The sequence below is a fragment of the Geodermatophilus sp. URMC 61 genome (assembly GCF_052931555.1).
Map to the genome: position 1 here is coordinate 1,338,238 of NZ_JBRFHZ010000002.1, position 16,557 is coordinate 1,354,794.

18 protein-coding genes and 1 riboswitch are annotated in these 16,557 nt (G+C 74.7%); of the genes, 9 read left to right on the forward strand and 9 right to left on the reverse strand.

What is annotated here, in order from left to right; genetic code table 11:
- The first annotated feature begins 131 nt into the window (after positions 1-131).
- Positions 132-401 carry a hypothetical protein gene (locus tag ACU610_RS06225; protein WP_446766840.1) on the forward strand — a complete coding sequence of 90 codons (270 nt, stop codon included), beginning with the start codon at positions 132-134 and terminating at the stop codon, positions 399-401.
- Positions 402-457: 56 nt separating this feature from the next.
- Here the strand turns inward: ACU610_RS06225 and ACU610_RS06230 are convergent, their stop codons facing one another.
- From ACU610_RS06230 to ACU610_RS06240, 3 genes are all read right to left on the reverse strand, one after another.
- Positions 458-1,264, reverse strand: coding sequence for a CPBP family glutamic-type intramembrane protease (locus ACU610_RS06230; RefSeq protein WP_446766841.1), 807 nt, complete (start codon positions 1,262-1,264; stop codon positions 458-460).
- Positions 1,265-1,495: 231 nt separating this feature from the next.
- Positions 1,496-2,824, reverse strand: coding sequence for an MFS transporter (locus tag ACU610_RS06235; RefSeq protein WP_446766842.1), 1,329 nt, complete (start codon positions 2,822-2,824; stop codon positions 1,496-1,498).
- Positions 2,825-3,331: 507 nt separating this feature from the next.
- Positions 3,332-3,586 (reverse strand): hypothetical protein, encoded by a 255-nt coding sequence (locus ACU610_RS06240; protein WP_446766843.1) that lies wholly within the window; start codon positions 3,584-3,586, stop codon positions 3,332-3,334.
- A 390-nt stretch (positions 3,587-3,976) separates the two neighbouring features.
- On the opposite strand from ACU610_RS06240, the gene ACU610_RS06245 reads away from it, so the two are divergent.
- The 3 genes from ACU610_RS06245 (at position 3,977) to ACU610_RS06255 (ending at position 7,965) form a co-directional block, all read left to right on the forward strand.
- Positions 3,977-6,112 carry a SpoIIE family protein phosphatase gene (locus ACU610_RS06245; RefSeq protein ID WP_446766844.1) on the forward strand — a complete coding sequence of 712 codons (2,136 nt, stop codon included), beginning with the start codon at positions 3,977-3,979 and terminating at the stop codon, positions 6,110-6,112.
- A 704-nt stretch (positions 6,113-6,816) separates the two neighbouring features.
- On the forward strand, positions 6,817-7,569 hold the full coding sequence (locus ACU610_RS06250) for an ANTAR domain-containing protein (protein WP_446766845.1): 753 nt from the start codon (positions 6,817-6,819) through the stop codon (positions 7,567-7,569).
- A gap of 144 nt (positions 7,570-7,713) precedes the next feature.
- Entirely contained in the window at positions 7,714-7,965 is a 252-nt protein-coding gene (locus tag ACU610_RS06255) for a hypothetical protein (protein WP_446766846.1), read from the forward strand.
- A gap of 265 nt (positions 7,966-8,230) precedes the next feature.
- On the opposite strand, the gene ACU610_RS06260 is transcribed toward ACU610_RS06255, so the two are convergent.
- Positions 8,231-8,995, reverse strand: coding sequence for a hypothetical protein (locus ACU610_RS06260; RefSeq protein WP_446766847.1), 765 nt, complete (start codon positions 8,993-8,995; stop codon positions 8,231-8,233).
- Positions 8,996-9,329: 334 nt separating this feature from the next.
- A riboswitch (cyclic di-AMP (ydaO/yuaA leader) is annotated at positions 9,330-9,513 on the forward strand.
- Positions 9,514-9,535: 22 nt separating this feature from the next.
- Between ACU610_RS06260 and ACU610_RS06265 the strand changes: the two genes are divergently transcribed.
- Entirely contained in the window at positions 9,536-10,009 is a 474-nt protein-coding gene (locus ACU610_RS06265; RefSeq protein WP_446766848.1) for a hypothetical protein, read from the forward strand.
- 260 nt (positions 10,010-10,269) lie between these two features.
- On the forward strand, positions 10,270-10,917 hold the full coding sequence (locus ACU610_RS06270; RefSeq protein WP_446766849.1) for a polysaccharide deacetylase family protein: 648 nt from the start codon (positions 10,270-10,272) through the stop codon (positions 10,915-10,917).
- Between the two features lie 206 nt (positions 10,918-11,123).
- Here ACU610_RS06270 and ACU610_RS06275 read toward each other — a convergent pair whose 3' ends face one another.
- The gene (locus tag ACU610_RS06275) at positions 11,124-11,987 is read right to left on the reverse strand and encodes a sigma-70 family RNA polymerase sigma factor (protein WP_446766850.1); all 864 of its coding nucleotides are present in this window, start codon (positions 11,985-11,987) and stop codon (positions 11,124-11,126) included.
- Between the two features lie 70 nt (positions 11,988-12,057).
- On the opposite strand from ACU610_RS06275, the gene ACU610_RS06280 reads away from it, so the two are divergent.
- Entirely contained in the window at positions 12,058-12,402 is a 345-nt protein-coding gene (locus tag ACU610_RS06280) for a VOC family protein (RefSeq protein ID WP_446766851.1), read from the forward strand.
- 13 nt (positions 12,403-12,415) lie between these two features.
- On the opposite strand, the gene ACU610_RS06285 is transcribed toward ACU610_RS06280, so the two are convergent.
- On the reverse strand, positions 12,416-12,898 hold the full coding sequence (locus tag ACU610_RS06285; RefSeq protein WP_446766852.1) for a hypothetical protein: 483 nt from the start codon (positions 12,896-12,898) through the stop codon (positions 12,416-12,418).
- Complete coding sequence (locus ACU610_RS06290; RefSeq protein ID WP_446766853.1) at positions 12,895-13,038, reverse strand: hypothetical protein; 144 nt, start codon at positions 13,036-13,038, stop codon at positions 12,895-12,897. Before ACU610_RS06290 ends, ACU610_RS06285 begins: the two co-directional genes overlap by 4 nt.
- A gap of 342 nt (positions 13,039-13,380) precedes the next feature.
- On the opposite strand from ACU610_RS06290, the gene ACU610_RS06295 reads away from it, so the two are divergent.
- Positions 13,381-13,575, forward strand: a complete 195-nt coding sequence (locus ACU610_RS06295; protein ID WP_446766854.1) for a hypothetical protein — start codon at positions 13,381-13,383, stop codon at positions 13,573-13,575.
- A gap of 50 nt (positions 13,576-13,625) precedes the next feature.
- Here ACU610_RS06295 and ACU610_RS06300 read toward each other — a convergent pair whose 3' ends face one another.
- Together ACU610_RS06300 and ACU610_RS06305 are read right to left on the reverse strand one after the other, a co-directional pair.
- Positions 13,626-14,246: a TetR/AcrR family transcriptional regulator gene (locus ACU610_RS06300; RefSeq protein WP_446766855.1), complete on the reverse strand. Its 621-nt coding sequence runs from the start codon at positions 14,244-14,246 to the stop codon at positions 13,626-13,628.
- A complete protein-coding gene (locus ACU610_RS06305) occupies positions 14,243-15,784 on the reverse strand; it encodes an MFS transporter (protein ID WP_446766856.1) in 1,542 nt (513 codons plus the stop codon). The genes ACU610_RS06300 and ACU610_RS06305 overlap by 4 nt, the downstream gene beginning before the upstream one ends.
- Before the next feature lie 169 nt (positions 15,785-15,953).
- On the opposite strand from ACU610_RS06305, the gene ACU610_RS06310 reads away from it, so the two are divergent.
- On the forward strand, positions 15,954-16,472 hold the full coding sequence (locus tag ACU610_RS06310) for a MarR family winged helix-turn-helix transcriptional regulator (protein WP_446766857.1): 519 nt from the start codon (positions 15,954-15,956) through the stop codon (positions 16,470-16,472).
- Positions 16,473-16,557: the final 85 nt, after the last annotated feature.

Below are 16,557 nucleotides of genomic sequence, written 5' to 3' on the forward strand. Positions count from 1 at the left end.
ACCGCCCGGCGGAGGCTGGCAGGAATGACGCGGTCGCCGTCATTCCTGCCACTCGTCCCGGAGGTTCGCGGGGTCGACCCTGGGGCCGGTGGCAGATGTCGCCGGAGGTCGACGAGTCCGGGAGGGGACCGATGGGTCACTGGAGGACGACGACGCTGCGGATGTGGCGGGGACTCCGGGAGTTCCTCGCCGTCCAGGTCGAGCTGCACGAGCGCGCGGCACTGCTCGACCGGCCGTGGGAGGAGGAGTTCCTACACTGGGCCGGCGACGGGCGGGAGCTGCACGGCCGGCTCGTCCCGCCTCTCGGGCGAGGCCGGGGCACCACCCTCGGCGGGTGGTGTCCCGGCCTGGCGCGCTCTCGCGGCGCGGCGTCCTGGACGGCTTCGCGGTCGCTGGCCTGACGTTCGCCGTCCCGGTCGACACCGACGCCGAGTGGGGCTGTCCGACGCTCCTCGTCCTACGACGGGTCGGCTAGGGACGAGGAGTCCTGTCGCGCCCGGTCGAGTGCACCGAGGCGCCGGGCAGCCCGCTGCGCCCGCCACGTGCGGTGGATCCCGGTAACCGTGGCGGCGGCGGTCAGGACGACGGCGACGGGTGCGGGGTCGAGGTCCGGGCCGCTGCCGGGCAGTGCCGCGGAGGCGACGTTGGGGGCGGCGTGCATGGCGACTGCGAGGGGCACGCAGCAACCGGAGCGCGTGTAGGCCTCGACGACGAGCACCCGCGCGCTCACCGTCCCCAGGCACTGCCATGCGATCCACCGGGCGTCGCGGCCGACCTGCAGGTAGGGCACCAGGTGCCAGGCGGCCCAGATCGCACCGACGACGAGCCCGGTGGGCGCGGTGCCCAGGCGGGGGAGCAGCCGGTCGGTCGGGTAGGTGGTCCAGCCGACCTCCTCGGGCAGCGCCGCGGCCAGGTAGGCCGGGGTGAGGAGCAGCACCGCGGCCGGCGCCACCGGTGACGGCGGGAGGGGCAGCCCGCGGTCGAGGAGCGTCGCGAGGAGCACGAGTGCCGGGAAGAGGGCCACGGCGGCGGGGACCCAGCCGGCGTGCGACGTGGCGGTGACGTCGACGGACCGGCGCCACAGCGTCGCGGCCCCGGTGCGGCCGCCCTCGATCGCCGCGAGCGCCGTCGCGACGATCGCGGGGCAGACGAACATCAGCGCGCTCGCCGGCAGGAGCAGTCCCAACCCCGCCGGCCGCACCGATCCCAGCAGCAGCCAGAACGGCAGCGATGACAGGACCAGCACGGCGACGAACGCCGGCACCGCTGCCCCAGCAGGCCACGCCTCCCGCAGCAGCGGGACCGAACGGCGGGCGGATCGGCGCCAGCGACGCCCCGACGCCCAGCGGGTGCTCCACGGAGTACGCGGGGACCTGTGCCGGGTCATCGGGGGCGTCCTCCTCCGGGCACGGAAGGCGCGGCACGCCTGCGGGGTGCGGCGCCGGACGGGAACGTGTCGACCGGTGCGGCAGGCAGGCGGAGACGAGGACGCTGTTCAGCGGGGCCGGTCCGCCGCCGTGCTGCAGACCTGCCGCCCGGGCACCTCCTCGGCCGGTGGGGCGGCCGCGGGCGCCCGGTCGAGCGGGTGCGCGACCTCGTCGGCCGGCAGGCGCGCCGCGAGGAGGGCCACGATCGCCAGGACCGGTGGCGCCAGGCCAGCCACGAGGAAGGTCGCGGCCGACCCGATCAGCCCGCTCACCGGGCCGGCCAGGGCCATCGAGAGCGGCATGAGGCTCAGCGAGACGAAGAAGTCGAGGCTGGACACGCGTCCGAGCAGGGACGGCGGCACGCGTCGCTGCAGCAGCGTGCCCCAGATGACGGTGGCGGCCTCGAACGTCGCACCGATCACGGCGCCCGCGGCGACCATGAGCCACAGACTCGTGGTGAGGCCGAAGACCGCCATCGGAACGCAGCCCAGCCCCCACAGCGACAGCATCACGGTGAGGTAGCGCCGCGGCAGCCGCAGCGACGCGACGACGAGGGAGCCGATCGCCCCACCGATCCCGAAGGCGGCCAGGACGTAGGCGTGCTGCGTCGGCCCGCCCCCGGCGTCGCGGATGGCGAACGGGACCAACACCTCCAGCGGACCGAGGAAGGCCAGCACCATCAGCGACGCGAACAGCAGCGTCGCGAACAGCCAGGGTGTGCGGACCATGTAGGAGAAGCCCTCCCGCAGGTCGGTCAGCACCCCGGACGGGGCGGCGTCCCCGGCGGTCGTCCCGCGCCGGACCGGGGTGACCGGCAGGGCGAGGAGGTACGCGGCGGCGAGCAGGGAGACGGCCGCGGTCGCGGCCAGGGCCGCGCCGGGGGACAGCGCGGCGACGAGGAACCCGGCCGCGGCCGGGCCGGCGGCGTTCTGCAGGACGGGACGGACGGCGCCCTCCAGTCCGTTGGCCGCGAGCAGTTCCCCCTCCGGCACGAGGGCGGGCAGCTGCGCTGAGTAGGCCGGGTAGTACAGCCCCGTCGCCAGCCCCACGGCCAGGGCGGCCGCCGCCAGCTGCCCCAGTGCCAGCACGCCCACCAACGAGAGGACGGCGACCACGGCGACGGCGCCCGCCTGGACGAGCGCCACCGTGAGCAGCAGGTGCCGCTGCGGCACCCGGTCGGCGAGCACGCCGCCGAGCAGGGTGCTGGCCAGCATCCCCCCGGCGGTGAGGCCCGTGACCAGCGAGAGCGCGGCCGGGCCGCCGCCCAGGGCGACCACCTGCCAGACCACGGCCACCGCCCACAGCCCGGCGGCCGTCAGCGTGAGCGCCATCGAGGCCGCCAGCAGCCGGTAGTACCGGTTCCGCAGCGGCGCGAGCGCGCGCGGCAGGGCGGTCATGGCGGGTTCCTCCCGATCGGGTCGGTCGGCTCATGGTCGGGGAGGGGTACGACGGTCCGCACCGCAATAAGCCGGACCCCGACTCCGGGCGCGGACGGCGGCGTCCGGTCCCGGCGTCACGGTCCGTGCAGCGCGGGGAGGATCCGGCGGTCAGGTCGGCAGGGGCGCTGATGTGCGACCGCCTCCGGTGGGTGTCGTGACGGACGGTCGCGGAGGGCCGTCGTGGCCGGGACGAGGGCCCGCACCGAGGGGTCTCCGGGCGGCCGGCCGTCGACGAGCGGAGGACCGCCTCAGTCCGTCGCGCGGTCGTCCAGGCGGTGGGCCAGGTCGCTCATCAGGTTGTTGGTCTCCGGCAGTGTCGGTCGGGGACAGGCCTCGCCCGAGGCGAGCAGGTCGCGCAGGGCGCCGGTGACGAGGAAGCCGGAGGGGGACGACGAGCAGCGGGACGTCCAGGGCGAGCGGGGGCATCCCCGGCGGAGGTGGAGCGGGCCCGTCGTCGTGGACCGGTCACTGAGCCAACCGCAGGGCCGGCGCGACCGGGACGGGGCCGTCGGCCGCTGCCGACCCTCCGGGGAGGACGACGAGCGCGGGACGGACACCGACCGCTCGCGGTCCGCCGAGCCTGGCCCGGAGGGACGCGTTCGCGTAGCCGGTCGGCAGCCGGTGGCACTCATCGTGGACGTGCGGCGGCGGTGCGGGAGCGGAGGGGTGCTGCGCCAGGTGGACGTAGGTGATGCCGTCCGCGGGGTCGTACGTCCTCATCTGGTCCTCGCCTCCTCCCGGAGCTGCCGGTGCGGTGGCCGCGGTCTGCGATGGCGACACCGGCGGTGCGATCCGGACGGGCACAGCGTGGCTCAGGGGTACGACAGAAAGCCGACCCCGGCGGGACCCCTGCGCGCCCACGAGCGGGGCTCGACGCCGTGGGCGCAGACCCTCGCCGGCTCGGTGGAGGTGACGGCGCGACGCTGCTCGGCCGTGCGCGGTCGTGCCCGGCGGGTGGTGCGCGACCACCTGTCCGCGGTCGTCGCCGCGTGGAGCGGGAGCCCGAGCCCGTGGTGACCACCGGGACGGGCGTGCGGCCGGCGGAGGCCGGTCCTCCACAATGGGACTCGGCCGGCCCTGCCGGGATGCGCCAGGTGGGAGACGGAGGACATGAGCGACCACGGGCACGGGGGTCCCGGCGGACTGCCGGACCTCGTGGGCGGCTCGACCGGCACCGCCTGGGAACTGCTGACCCTGGCGATCGACGCCGCCGGGATCGGTACCTTCGACTGGGACCTGGTGACAGGGACGCTGAGCTGGGACACCCGCCTGATCGAGCTGTTCGGCTACGACGCGACCACGTTCGACCGCAGCATCGAGGCGTTCAACGCCCGGCTGCACCCCGATGACGTGGACCGGGTCGGCGAGTTGCTGCGGCGGGCCATCGACACCGTGGGTGAGTACTCCGCGGAGTACCGGGTCGTGCTCTCCGGTGGAGAGCAGCGGTGGGTCGCCGCCCGCGGGCGCACGCTGGCCGACGAGGCGGGCGTCGCGGTCCGCCTGCTGGGCGCGGCATGGGACATCTCGGTCCGCCGGCAGGCGCAGGACCGGCTGGCGCAACTGGTGGAGTCGATGGCGGTCGGGTTCATCGCGACGGACTCCGCCTGGGTGATGACCCACCTCAACGCCGAGGCCGAGCGGATCGCCGGCGTGCCGCGCGCCCAGCTGCTCGGACGGACGCTGTGGGAGGCGTTCCCGGCGGCGGTGGGCACCGACTTCGAGGACAACTACCGGCGTGCGGCCGACACCGGTCAGCCGGTGGTGTTCGAGGCCCTCTACCCCGGCCCGCTCGAGGTCTGGGTCGAGGTCCGCGCCGTGCCGAGTGCCGACGGGGTGGCGCTGTACTTCCTCGACATCACCGCCCGGCGGCGTGCGCAGGAACTGTCGGAGCGGGCCGCGGAGCGCGAGCGGCTGCTGTCGCGCATCACCGAGGAACTGTCGGCGACGCTGGACGCCGACGAGGCCGCGCGCCGGCTGACCCGGCTGGTCGTGCCCGGCATCGCCGACTGGTGCATCGTCACCCTCGTCCACGACGAGGATGCCAGCGGCGACCGCCGCGCCCTGCGCAAGGTCACGTCCTGGCACCGCGATGCCGAGCTGCGGGGCGCCGTGGACGCCTACGCGCAGACACGGCTGGGATCCCTGCGCGACGACGCGCTCTTCGTCCGGGCGATGCGCACCGGCAAGCCACAGCGGCTGAGCGAAGGTGCCACCGCCCAGGCCGAGGCGATGCTGCAGCCCGGCCCGGTGCGCGACCTGGTGCGACAGCTGGCGCCGGAGTCGATCGCCGTCCTCCCGCTGCCCGGCCGCGACGGCCCGGTCGGGCTGCTGACCCTGTGCACCGGCGCCGAGCGAGGGGCGCTCACCCCGGAGGACCTGGTCACCGCCCGCCACGTCGCCGCCCGCGCCGGCGTGGTGCTGGACAACGCGCGCCTCTACCGGCAGCAGCGCGGTCTGGCCGAGGGCTTCCAGCGGTCACTGCTGACCCCACCACCGGAGCCCGACCACGTGCAGATCGTCGTCCGGTACGTGCCGGCCGCCCAGGCCGCCGAGGTGGGCGGGGACTGGTACGACGCGTTACTGCAGCCCTCCGGGGCCGCGGTCCTGGTCATCGGTGACGTCGTCGGTCACGACGCCCAGGCGGCCGCGCGGATGGGGCAGGCGCGCACCATCGTGCGGACCCTCGCCGCCCGCGACCACGACGGGCCGGCCGCCGTGCTGCGCGAGGTCGACCAGGTGATGCAGACGCTCCAGTCGCAGATCCTCGCCACCGCCGTCGTCGCCCGCCTCGAGCAGACCCACGGGGAGCGGGCGGCCGGGCTGACCCGACTGCGCTGGTCGAACGCCGGCCACCCGCCGCCGATGGTGATCACCCCGGACGGCCAGGTGCACGTCCTCGCCGGTGACCGCCCGGACCTGCTGCTCGGGGTCCGCCCCGGGGCTCCGCGCCGGGAGGTGGAGGTGACGCTGCCGTGGGACAGCGTGGTCCTGCTCTACACCGACGGGCTGGTCGAGAACCGGCACGAGGACCTCGACCACGGGCTGGACCGGCTGCAGGCCGTCCTCGGTGAGCTGGCCGGTCGTGACCTCGACGACCTGTGCGACGAGGTGCTGGCCCGGATGCTGCCGACCAACCCCGGCGACGACGTCGCCCTCATCGCGATCCGACTGCACCCCCAGGACCGGCGCCGGCCGCCGCAGGCCGGCCCCAACCGGGTGCCGCCCGACGTGCCGCCGCCGCAGTGAGGGTCCTCGGCCCGAGCCGGTGGACGCCGCACGTCGACGCTCGGTTCGCCCCGGCGGACGGTGACGTGGTCGCACGGCACCCAGGTGCTCCAGAACGAGGCTGATCCGGAACAAGCCGTCCGTCAACCCTGCGTTTCCCGCCAGCGCCTGGGGCTAGAAAACGCCCGATCCGAGGGGTCCCTGCCTCGAACCGCGCGGCAGGGCCCCTCCCGTCCCTGGCCGGCTCGCTGGGATCGGGAGGCAACGTGGTGGAACCGAGTGAGCGGGTCACCTGGGAGGACTGCCCCAACTGCCGACGGCCGGCGGCTGTCGGCTGGGTGGACGGGCGGCCCACCGAGTTCGACTGTCCGCGCGGCTGCGGCCTCAGCGCGGAGCAGGTGCAGGCCTTCACCGCCAGGCGCGCTCGACCGCCGGTCGACTGGTTGACGCGCGTCTCGTAGCGCCCGGCGCGGTGCTCGCCGGCGAGCCGCCCGGCGACGACGCCGCCGCGGGCGTCGTCCGGTGCCCGTTGACACGCGCCGGCTGCGCTGCGCGCGATCCGCGGACCCGGCCACCGCGCCGGTGTGCGTCTCGTGAGCCGAGTCCCGGCCAGCCCCGACACGAGGCGGGTTCGGGTTTGCGGCCAGGTGGCGGGGGCATGCAGAGGCGCCCGCTGCGTACCGATCGTCGCTGCGCTGCCACACCCGGACGTCGAAGGGGCAGTCGTGGACACCGCCACCCGATTCGTCGAGACGCTCGATGCCGACACTCGTGCCGCCGCCGACGATCCCGACCTGCTGCCGGTGCGCCTGGCGCACGCCGCGGCCACCGTGCTCCCCGTCGAAGGGGTCGGGCTGAGCATCCACGGGGAGCCGGGCCTGCGGACACCCCTGGCGGCCAGCAGCGAGGTCGTCGCCATCGCCGAGCGACTGCAGTTCACCGCCGGCAGCGGGCCGTGCCTGTTCGCCGCCGAGTCCGGGCTGCCGGTGTTCGCGACCGAGGAGATCCTGGCCCGCCGGTGGCCGGCCTTCCACGACCTGCTGGTCACCCACACGCCGCTGCGCAGCGTCCTCGCCCTGTCCCTGCCCGGACGGCTGAAGGGCCTGGGCGGGATGGACCTCTACCTCGCCGCAGCCGATGGGGCGATCGCCGTGGACGTCTTCGCGGCCCGGTGCGTCGCCGAGCTCGTCTCCGACCACCTGGACCTGGCCGCCGACTGGTCGGTGTGGACGCCGACCGAGCTGCCGGCCTGGTCGGACACCCCCGATGCGCGGCGCCGGGGCCGGCTGTGGCTGGCGGTGGGCATGCTGATGCTCGCCCTGCAGGCGCCGGCTCCGGACGCACTGGCGGTCCTGCGCGGGTACGCCTACGCGGCCGGCCGGACGGCCGACGACGTGGCCATCGACCTGGTCGAGCGGCGTCTGCGGCCCGAGCAGCTGCGTGAGGACGCGGGCAGCCCGGGACAGCCCACCACCTGAGCCACCTCGTCGGTGCGCGTCCTGCACCGTCGTCCCGCGTGGACGCGCGCGGGCCGGCTCGGGACCCGGCCGAGGGTGGCTCGTCCGACGGAGCGGCCAAGGCCATCCGCTGACCGGGAGGGCCGCACGGAGGAGGCTGCGCGCATGGACATCACGACCGTCAACGACCGGCACCTGTACCAGGGCCGGGTCGTCCTGCGAGATCCCGAGGACCCGACGGCCCGGAGCGAGATGCCGGTGCGGATCGTGCGGTTCGGTCCGCCCGGCTGGCTGACCGTGGCCGACGGTCTCACCGACGACGCAGACATCGAGCTGTACCCCACCAGCCGGGTGCTGGCGGTCTCCGCGCTGCGGGAACTCGGCGGGGCCCCGCTCCGGTCGAGCGCCGAGCACTGAGCCCCTCCGACTCGTGCACCCGCCGCACGGGCACCGCGCCCGCTGCCCGTGCGGATCGACCCGGCGGGCGGTCCCGCGACGTCGACGGCTCGGTGTCGCCCGCTGCCGGCGCCACGACCGTGCCCCGAGGTCGGGCCACGGGCCGTAGGCGTTCCCCCGGAGCCGCCTCCAGTGACTCCGACACCCCTCGGGGACATCGACCCGGTGGCGGTTCGTCGTGGTGTCCACCGCCGTGTCGACCACCGTCCGGCGCCGACGTGCCGGCTCAGGATCCGGGATCGCCCCGCTGGACCTCCCGTTCGGGGAGTTCTCCGACGGTCACCGTTCCGGGTGCGGCGGGCCCGAAGACCTTCACGGCGGCCGTGATCGTCCCCTTCAGGACGTGCTGCACGTAGTTCGCGGCGGCCATGGGACCCAGGCCGAAGGGCAACAGCCCGGCGAGGAGCGGCGGTCCGACCGCCAGTGCCCACGACCGGAGAATCTCCGACTGCGAGGCGGCGATCTCCTGCCGCTCCTCCGCCGTCAGGGCCGCCAGGGCGTCGTGCGCAGCGGGCTGCCCCAACAGCGACGCGTGGCGTCCCAGGATCGCGTCGGGGCGGATCCTCCCGGTCTTGTCGAGCCCGACCGCTCCGTCCGTGAGGACCAGGAGGACGGCGATGCGGGTCAGTTCGGGGTCGGTGAGGTCCCTGTCGTAGAGCAGTCCGACCTTGATGGCCGCACTCACCGCCTCCTTCAGGACCTCCCTCAACGCGACCGGGACCGCGGCTGCCGAGATCGCCGTCCCGTAACCGGGCAGGATCGACGGCAGGGAGTAGGAGACCGCTCGCGCCGCCCTGATCCGGTTTCCGCGCGTCACCTGGCCGACCAGGTCTCCCGGCGCGACCAGGGGCTTGCCCGCACGGACCTTGTCGACCACCTTCTGGGCCTCCTCGAGGGAGGGCTGGAGGGTCCGGTTGATCAGCGCCATGGCGCGCTCGACGGTCGACTCGATGTCGAACTCCGGCTTCGGGAAGGTGAAACCGCTGGTCATGTCGGTCTCCTGTCCGTTGGCGACGTCCGGAGGATGCCAGCGCGCCGCGCCGGAACGGGGACCACGGTGCGCGGCCCGTCGGCCGGGTCACCGACACGTGCGCAGGGCCGACTCGACGCGAGCAGTGGGCCCCTGCACCACCGGTCGATGGCGGTGCCGTCCGGTCCCCACGCCTGTCGTCGACCGGGCCGCACGAGGCGCAGGGCAGTTCCGGACCGTGAGTGCACGGCCGGGGAGGAGTGACGGCGCTGCGGCTCCTGCTCGTCCCTGCACGCTGCATTTGCTGTGACCTAAGTCACATTCTACGGTCAGGGCGCTCGCATCCGCGGGACGGTCCGGCAGCACGCCGAATCCTGCCGCTGGCCGGACCGACCTCGACACACCTGAGGCAGGAACGGGAGATCGCAGGACCTCCGGGCCCAGTAAGCGGCCCTCGGGGTGAAGCCGTGTCCGCCACGGCCGGGCAGTCCTCCCGCCCGAACCCGACAGCTCATCCCGCAGGCGCGCTCGGAGGATCTCATGCACAGATCTGTCCTCGGCATGCCCGATTCCGTCCAGGCGGGGCGCCCCATCCGTCTGGGCATCGTGGTGAGCCTGGCGCTCATCGCCCTCGCAGTACCGGCTCCGGCGATGGCAGCCCCTGACACCTCGGCCCGTGCACCAGCAGACCTGTGCGCGCAGGTCGCTTCGCGGGCCGGCTTCAGCGGCGATCGGCTCGTCACCGCGGTCGCGGTCGGCATGGGGGAGTCGTCCTGTCGGCCGAACGCGCAGAACGCCAACGGCCCGACCAAGGGCTGTCCGAACGGCTCGGTGGACCGTGGTCTCTGGCAGATCAACAGCTGCTGGCACCCCTCGGTCTCCAGGAGCTGCGCCTTCGACGCACAGTGCAACGCCAACGCCGCGTATCGGATCTCCGCCAAGGGCGCCAACTTCAGGTCCTGGGCGGCCTACACCAACGGCTCGTACCGGAACCACCTGCCCGCGGCCCGGGCTGCGGTCAGCCGACTCAGCTGAGCCCAGGTCACCGGAGGCACGTGACCGTGCCTGAACCTGAGACGCGTTGCGGGAGTACGCCCTCGGGATCGGTGTGCCCGCCCACGGCGGACACACCCCGACGTTCCCGTCGGCGCGGTGAGCCCAGCCGCACTCCCGCAACGTCGTCCGATGCCCGGTCGCAGGACTCCCTCTACCCGCGTCGATGCGGGTCCGCCGGGCCGCAGCCGAGCATGCGCAGCGGCCGCAGGGTGGGTCGGGATCGCACACCGACACGCCCGGTGAGCCCGACCCTGCAGCGCTGGACGGCGTCGGTGACGGGGGCCCTCCTGCTGGTGCTGCAGGCCGTCCCGGCTCAGGCGGCGTCGGCACCGCAGTGCGCGGCCGGCTACGTGCGGCTCACCTTCGACGACGGGCCCCACCGGACCGCCACACCCGACATCCTGGACACGCTCGCGGACCGGGGAGCGGAGGCGACGTTCTTCGTCACCGGTCAGATGACCGCTGCCCGACCCGACATCGTGCGCCGCGCCAGCAAGGAGGGGCACCGGATCGGGAACCACTCGTGGAGCCACCCGGAGCTCACCACGCTCGACCGGGCGCAGGTGGCATCCCAGCTGCGGCGCACCAACGAGGCCATCGAGCAGGCGACGGGGAGCGTCCCCGGCGAGTGGCGCCCGCCGTACGGCGCCACCAACGACCTCGTACAGGCGGCGGCCCGGGAGGTCGGCCTGGACTCGATGGTGCTGTGGACCGTCGACCCCCGCGACTGGGCGGATCCGCCGGCGACGACGATCCGGGACCGCGTGCTGCAGCAGGTGCGGCCGGGGAGCATCGTCCTCCTGCACGACGCCACGGGGCAGAACACCCCCGCAGCCCTGCCGATGATCCTGGACGGGCTGGCCGAGAGGGGGTACTGCACGCAGTGATGTCCCCGCACCACACCGCGGGGTTGTGGAACGGTCCGGACGATCGACGCGGTGGTCCGTTCATCGGCCACGGCACGCAGGAGCTCCTCGGCTGGTCCGGCGGCCCCGGTGGCCGCCGGGCTGGCGACGCCACCGGCGTCGACGGCGCTGACCGGTGTCATGACGACGGCGATCCGGGGCCGCCCGGCGTGATCCGGGGTGGACGGCTACCGCTGCCCGAGGGGCTGCAGGTCCAGATCCGCCAGGGTCGCCGGGTCGGCGAGCAGGTCGATCGCGGTCACGACGCCGTCCTCGACCGTGAAGGCGAAGACCACCTGCGGCGTCCCCCTCAGTGACCACACCGCTCCGGGCGTGCCGTCGACGAGCACGAGCCGCGCGGCCCGCGCCCGGCCGGAGAAGAACCGGGCGACCGCGGTCGCCCCGGAGACCTCGGCGTCGGCGCCCATCCGGGTGGCGACGGCGTCGGACCGCAGCACCGCCTCGGGGTGGAGGAGCTGGAGCAGGGCGGAGAAGTCGCCGTTGCGCGACGCGTCGAGGAAGGCCGCGACCACCTCGCGGCGCCGCTGGGTGGCATCGGGCGGCTCGGCTCCGCGCACCCGGCGCCGGGCCCGGCTGGCCAGCTGCCGAGCAGCGGCAGGGGAGCGGTCGACGATCGGCGCGATCTCGTCGAAGGGCACGTCGAACAGGTCGTGCAGCACGAAGGCCAGCCGCTCGGCGGGCGCGAGCTGGTCGAGGACGACGAGCAGCGCCAGCCCGACGGAGTCGGCGAGCACCGCCTCCTCGGCGGGGTCGGCGACGGCGTGCAGACGGCTCGGCGGCGCGTCGTCGAGGGGGTCCTCGCGCCGGCTGGCCCGAGCACGCAGCTGGTTGAGCGCCACGCGGGCCACGACGGTCGTCAGCCAGCCGCCGAGGTTCTCCACGTCGGCGCTGCCGGCCCGGCTGACCCGCAGCCAGGCCTCCTGGACGGCGTCCTCGGCCTCGGCGCGCGAGCCGAGCAGGCGGTGGGCCACGGCGGTCAGCCGGTCGCGGTGCTCCTCGAACCGCCCCGCGAGGACGTCGGCTGCGCTCACGTCGTCACATCCCTCGGTCGGCGCGTGTCAGAGAGGTGGCAGACGAACCCCACCATCCGAGGAGCACACCATGACGACCGGGATCCGCACCGTCATCTACCCCGTGGACGACCTGGCCCGCGCCAAGGCGCTGTTCGGTGCGCTGCTCGGTACCGAGCCGGTGGTGGACGCGCCGTACTACGCCCAGTTCGACGCCGACGGTCAGGCGATCGGCCTGGACCCGCACGGCCACCGGCACGGGCAGTCCGGCCCGGTCGCCTACTGGCACGTGGACGACGTCGCGACGAGCCTCGCCGCCCTCCTGGCGGCCGGCGCCGAGACGGTGCAGGAGCCCACCGACGTCGGCGGCGGCCTCCTCGTCGCCCTGGCCCGGGACGGCGACGGCAACCTCATCGGCCTGCGCCAGGCGGGCTGATCCGCACCGCTCCTCATCCTCGTGCCGCCGCTCGCCGCGTCCCGCGGAGGAGACCGGGGCGGGCCGGCCGTCCCGGGGACGGGAAGCGCCGGCTCCTCCGACGGACACCCGCACCGGGTCGCCCCGGGGAGCTCGACATGGGCACGCGCCACCGGTCCGCGGCCGCGCGCGCCGCCTCACGGGCCGCCGGTGGCTCGTGCGCGGCGAGCTCCGCCTCGGCGTAGAGCCGGAGCAGACCGCGGAGGGCGTAGCGGTTGCCGGCCGCGGGCTGGACGAGGTCGAGGTCGGCGAGCTCGTCGAGCATGTCCTCCGCACGCCACCGCGGCGCCCCGACGAGGGCAGCGGCCAGACCGGCCACGAAGGTCGGGTCCTCCACGAGCGCCAGCCGTCGGGACAGCTGCCGGGTCGACGGCCCGAGCTGGTCGACGGACGACCCGATGGCCGCCCGCATCTGCAGGTCGCCGGCGGTCAGCGCGTCCAGACGGCGTGCCCTCACCGCAGGCGTTGCACCAGCCCGGCCGCCGTCCACCCGGGTCGGCTGGCCACGCGGTTGCCGGCGATGCGCAGCGCCAGGGGGACGTGGTCGCACAGGCGTGCCAGCCGGACCAGGTCCGGCTCCGCGGCCTGCTCGGGCACGCTATCTCGGTCTCACGGCCCGACGAGGTCGCCGCCACGATCCTGGCGGCGGTGGAGGCGGTCACGTCGATCCCCGCGTGACACCCGCGGTGGGGCCGGGCCGCGTCCACTGCCCGGCCGCACCGGCGACCCCTCGTTCGCCCCGGACGGAGGCAGGCGGACCGCCGATGCAGCGCCGAGCCACGGCGGCGCCGGCCCACGGCGGACGAAGGGCCACGCCGGCGCGGTCGGTCGCCGCGACGACGAGGAACCGCACTCCTGCGTGTTCCTCTGGTGGTACCAGGGCGGTGTGTCGAGTCTGGACGGACACCCACCCACACGTGAGCCCCCAGGAGACCCCTGATGGACCTGAGCCGTTTGCGGATCACCCGGCAGCACGTCGTGGACCTGCTGCCGATCATGGGACTGACTCCGGAGCAGGAGGCCCGGTTGCTCGCCCTCCACTACCCGGTCGACTTCACCGAGGCCGCCGCCGCCTTCCAGTCCGTCGGCGTCGCCCTGGACACGCTCACCGACCGGATGGGTGGGAGCCCCTGAGCGACCGCGGGCCGGTCGGGGTCACGGGCCGCGGACCGGCGGCACCCGACTCAGGCGTGGGTCCCTCCCGTCAGGCGGGCGGCGAGGGTCCGGGCGGCGTCCGTGGCGGAGCGGCGGAAGAGGTCGTCGTCGCCGGTGCACAACCAGTTCACCGACAACCCGAAGAGCTGGCCCAGCACAGACTCGGCGAGCACCTCCACGTCCCCGCACCAGGTACCGCCGGATGCCTCGGCGACGCGGTGCAGCAGGTCGAGGACGTCGCCGCGGTACTGCTCGGTGGACTCCCGCGCCGCGGCTCGCAGGTCGTCGTCCCGGCCGCCCATCATGGTCAGCTCCTGGAGCACGATCTCGGCTCCGGGATCGGCGATGACGCTGTCGACGTAGCCGACCAGGGCGCGGGTCAGGATCTCCGCGGGGGTGCCCCCGGTCTCCACCGCCCGCCGGAGCAGCGCGGTGGAGCGGTCACGGTCGGCCCGGAAGACCGCGCGCACCAGCTCGGTCTTGGAGCCGAAGGCGTAGTGCACCGCCCCCAGCGGGACGCCCGCCTCCTTGGCCACCGCCCGGGTGGTGAGCGCCCACGCCCCCTCGCGCTGCATCACCCGCATGGCGGCCGCCACGAGCTGGGCGCGGCGCTGCTCGACGGGCAGGTGCGCGCGCCTCGCCTCCGTCACCGGGCCACGGTCTCACCTGCCGGGAGGCCGGCGGGCACCGGACCCGCGCCGGGCACCGCGCTGCCGCGGAGCAGGACGACGGCCTGCACCGCCACGTACGCCGCCAGCAGGGCGGCGACGAGCAGGACCACGTGCATGCCGGTGACGAACGCCTGCCCGGCCTCGGCGAGGAGGGACATGGCGGTGTGCGGCGGCAACCCTGCTGCGACCTCCGCGGCGCCGCCGAGGGTCTCCCGGGCCGCCTCGGCACCCTGCGCCGGCACGCCGTCGACGACGCCGAGGTGCGCCGCGTAGACCGAGAGCCCCACGGTGCCGAGCACGGCGGTGCCCATCGCGCCACCGAACTCGTAGGCGGTCTCGGAGACCGAGGCGGCGGCACCGGCCCGCTCGGGGGGTGCCGTCGCGAGGATGACGTCGTTGGTCAGCGCCTCGGCCGCCCCGACGCCGCCACCGATGAGCACGCTCGCCACGACCAGGACGACCCGGTCGCCGTCGACCCCGAGCATCGTGCCGACCGCGAGCCCGGTCGCGGCCAGCGCCGTCCCACCGCCGATGACCCACCGCAGGTGCAGGTGGCGCGTCAGCCACGGAGCGGCCAGCGACCCGGCCACGGTCGCTCCCGCGAGCGGCAGCATCCACAGGCCGGCGACCAGCGGGCTCATGCCCAGCACGAGCATGAGGTACTGCGGCAGGAAGAACATCAGGCCGAGCAGGGCGAAGACCGTGAGCAGGTTCGTCGTCACGGCGACGGAGAAGGCGCGGGAACCGAACAGGCGCAGGTCCAGCAGCGGTTCGGCCAGCCGGCGCTGCCGGCGCACGAAGGTCCACAGCAGTGCAAGCCCGGCCGCGAGGCCCAGGAACACCGGCCCGCTCCCGCCGCCGTGGGCCGCGGTCTTGAGGGCGTAGACCAGCGGCAGCACACCGGCGATCGACAGGACGGCGGAGAGCGCGTCGAAGGGGCCCGGCCGCGGGTTGCGCGACTCGGGCAGCAGCAACGGGGCGCCGACGAGCAGCAGGACCATGACCGGGGCGTTCACCAGGAACACCGAGCCCCACCAGAAGTGCTCGAGCAGGACCCCGCCGACGATCGGGCCCAGGGCGGCGCCGCCGGAGAACGCGGCCGCCCAGACGGCGATGGCCAGCCGTCGCTCGTGGGGGTCGGGGAACACCGAGCGCAGCAGCGCCAGGGTCGAGGGCATCAGCGTGGCCCCGCCGAGCCCGAGCAGGGCCCGTGCGGCGATGAGCATCCCCGCGGTCGTCGAGAACGCCGCGACCAGCGAGGCGCACCCGAAGGCGGCGGCGCCGGCCACCAGCAGCCGGCGGCGGCCGATGCGGTCGCCGAGGTTGCCCATCAGCACCAGCAGACCGGCGAGCAGGAAGGAGTAGATGTCGACGATCCACAGCAGCTCGGTCGACGTCGGGCCCAGGTCGGTGGTCAGGGCGGGCACGGCGAAGCCCAGCACGGTCATGTCGATGCTGATCAGCAGGACCGGGAGCGCCAGCACCGCGAGAGCGGACCAGCGACGGAGCGGACTCACAGTCGTTCCTCGAGACGGAGGGGGACGCCGGCCGACCGGCCGGCGGTCCGATCCTGTCAGAGATTTGGTCGATCGACCAATTTCGTCGCCGGAGGGCGGTCGCGGCCGGGTGGGGTGACCGATCGTTGGTGGCCCAATGCTTGGACCGGCACGCAACTACGCTGGGGAGGTGACGACCGGCCAGACGCCCCAGGTCCCGATCGAGTCCGAGGACGTGCTCGCCTTGGACCGGCAGGTGTGCTTCGCGCTGTCGGTGGCCGCCCGCAACGTGGTCGCCGTCTACCGGCCGGTCCTCGAGCCGCTCGGCCTGACCCATCCGCAGTACCTGGTGATGCTGGCGCTGTGGCAGCACGGGACCCTGTCGGTCAAGGAGCTCTCCGGCCTGCTGCAGCTGGACCCCGGCACGCTGTCGCCTCTGCTCAAGCGCTTGGAGGCGGCCGGGTTGCTGCGCCGCGAGCGGGACCCGAAGGACCAGCGCAACCTCGCTCTCGCGCTGACCGACAAGGGCACGGCCTTGCGCGAGCAGGCCGAGCGGATCCCCGCCGGCATCGTCGAGCGCCTGGGCATGCCGGTCGAGCAGCTGATGAGCCTGCACGAGACGCTGACCCAGGTGATCGCCGCCTCCCAGCAGGCCCTGGCACACCCCGCCGCGCGCGACGAGGAGGGACCGGAGGCCACGGTCGCCTGACGCCGCCGCAGGCCGTCCGGCAGGTGTGAGCTCGCTGACACTTGGTGGCCCAATATTTTGCGTCCCAAGCAATCCGGGGCACCAT

Excerpts from the sequence above, each read along its gene's own strand:
- ACU610_RS06225 (WP_446766840.1), top strand. The coding sequence starts at position 132 with ATGGGTCACTGGAGGACGACGACGCTGCGGATGTGGCGGGGACTCCGG.
- ACU610_RS06235 (WP_446766842.1), bottom strand. The coding sequence starts at position 2,824 with ATGACCGCCCTGCCGCGCGCGCTCGCGCCGCTGCGGAACCGGTACTAC.
- ACU610_RS06240 (WP_446766843.1), bottom strand. The coding sequence starts at position 3,586 with ATGAGGACGTACGACCCCGCGGACGGCATCACCTACGTCCACCTGGCG.
- ACU610_RS06245 (WP_446766844.1), top strand. The coding sequence starts at position 3,977 with ATGAGCGACCACGGGCACGGGGGTCCCGGCGGACTGCCGGACCTCGTG.
- ACU610_RS06255 (WP_446766846.1), top strand. The coding sequence starts at position 7,714 with ATGGACATCACGACCGTCAACGACCGGCACCTGTACCAGGGCCGGGTC.
- ACU610_RS06260 (WP_446766847.1), bottom strand. The coding sequence starts at position 8,995 with ATGACCAGCGGTTTCACCTTCCCGAAGCCGGAGTTCGACATCGAGTCG.
- ACU610_RS06265 (WP_446766848.1), top strand. The coding sequence starts at position 9,536 with ATGCCCGATTCCGTCCAGGCGGGGCGCCCCATCCGTCTGGGCATCGTG.
- ACU610_RS06280 (WP_446766851.1), top strand. The coding sequence starts at position 12,058 with ATGACGACCGGGATCCGCACCGTCATCTACCCCGTGGACGACCTGGCC.
- ACU610_RS06295 (WP_446766854.1), top strand. The coding sequence starts at position 13,381 with ATGGACCTGAGCCGTTTGCGGATCACCCGGCAGCACGTCGTGGACCTG.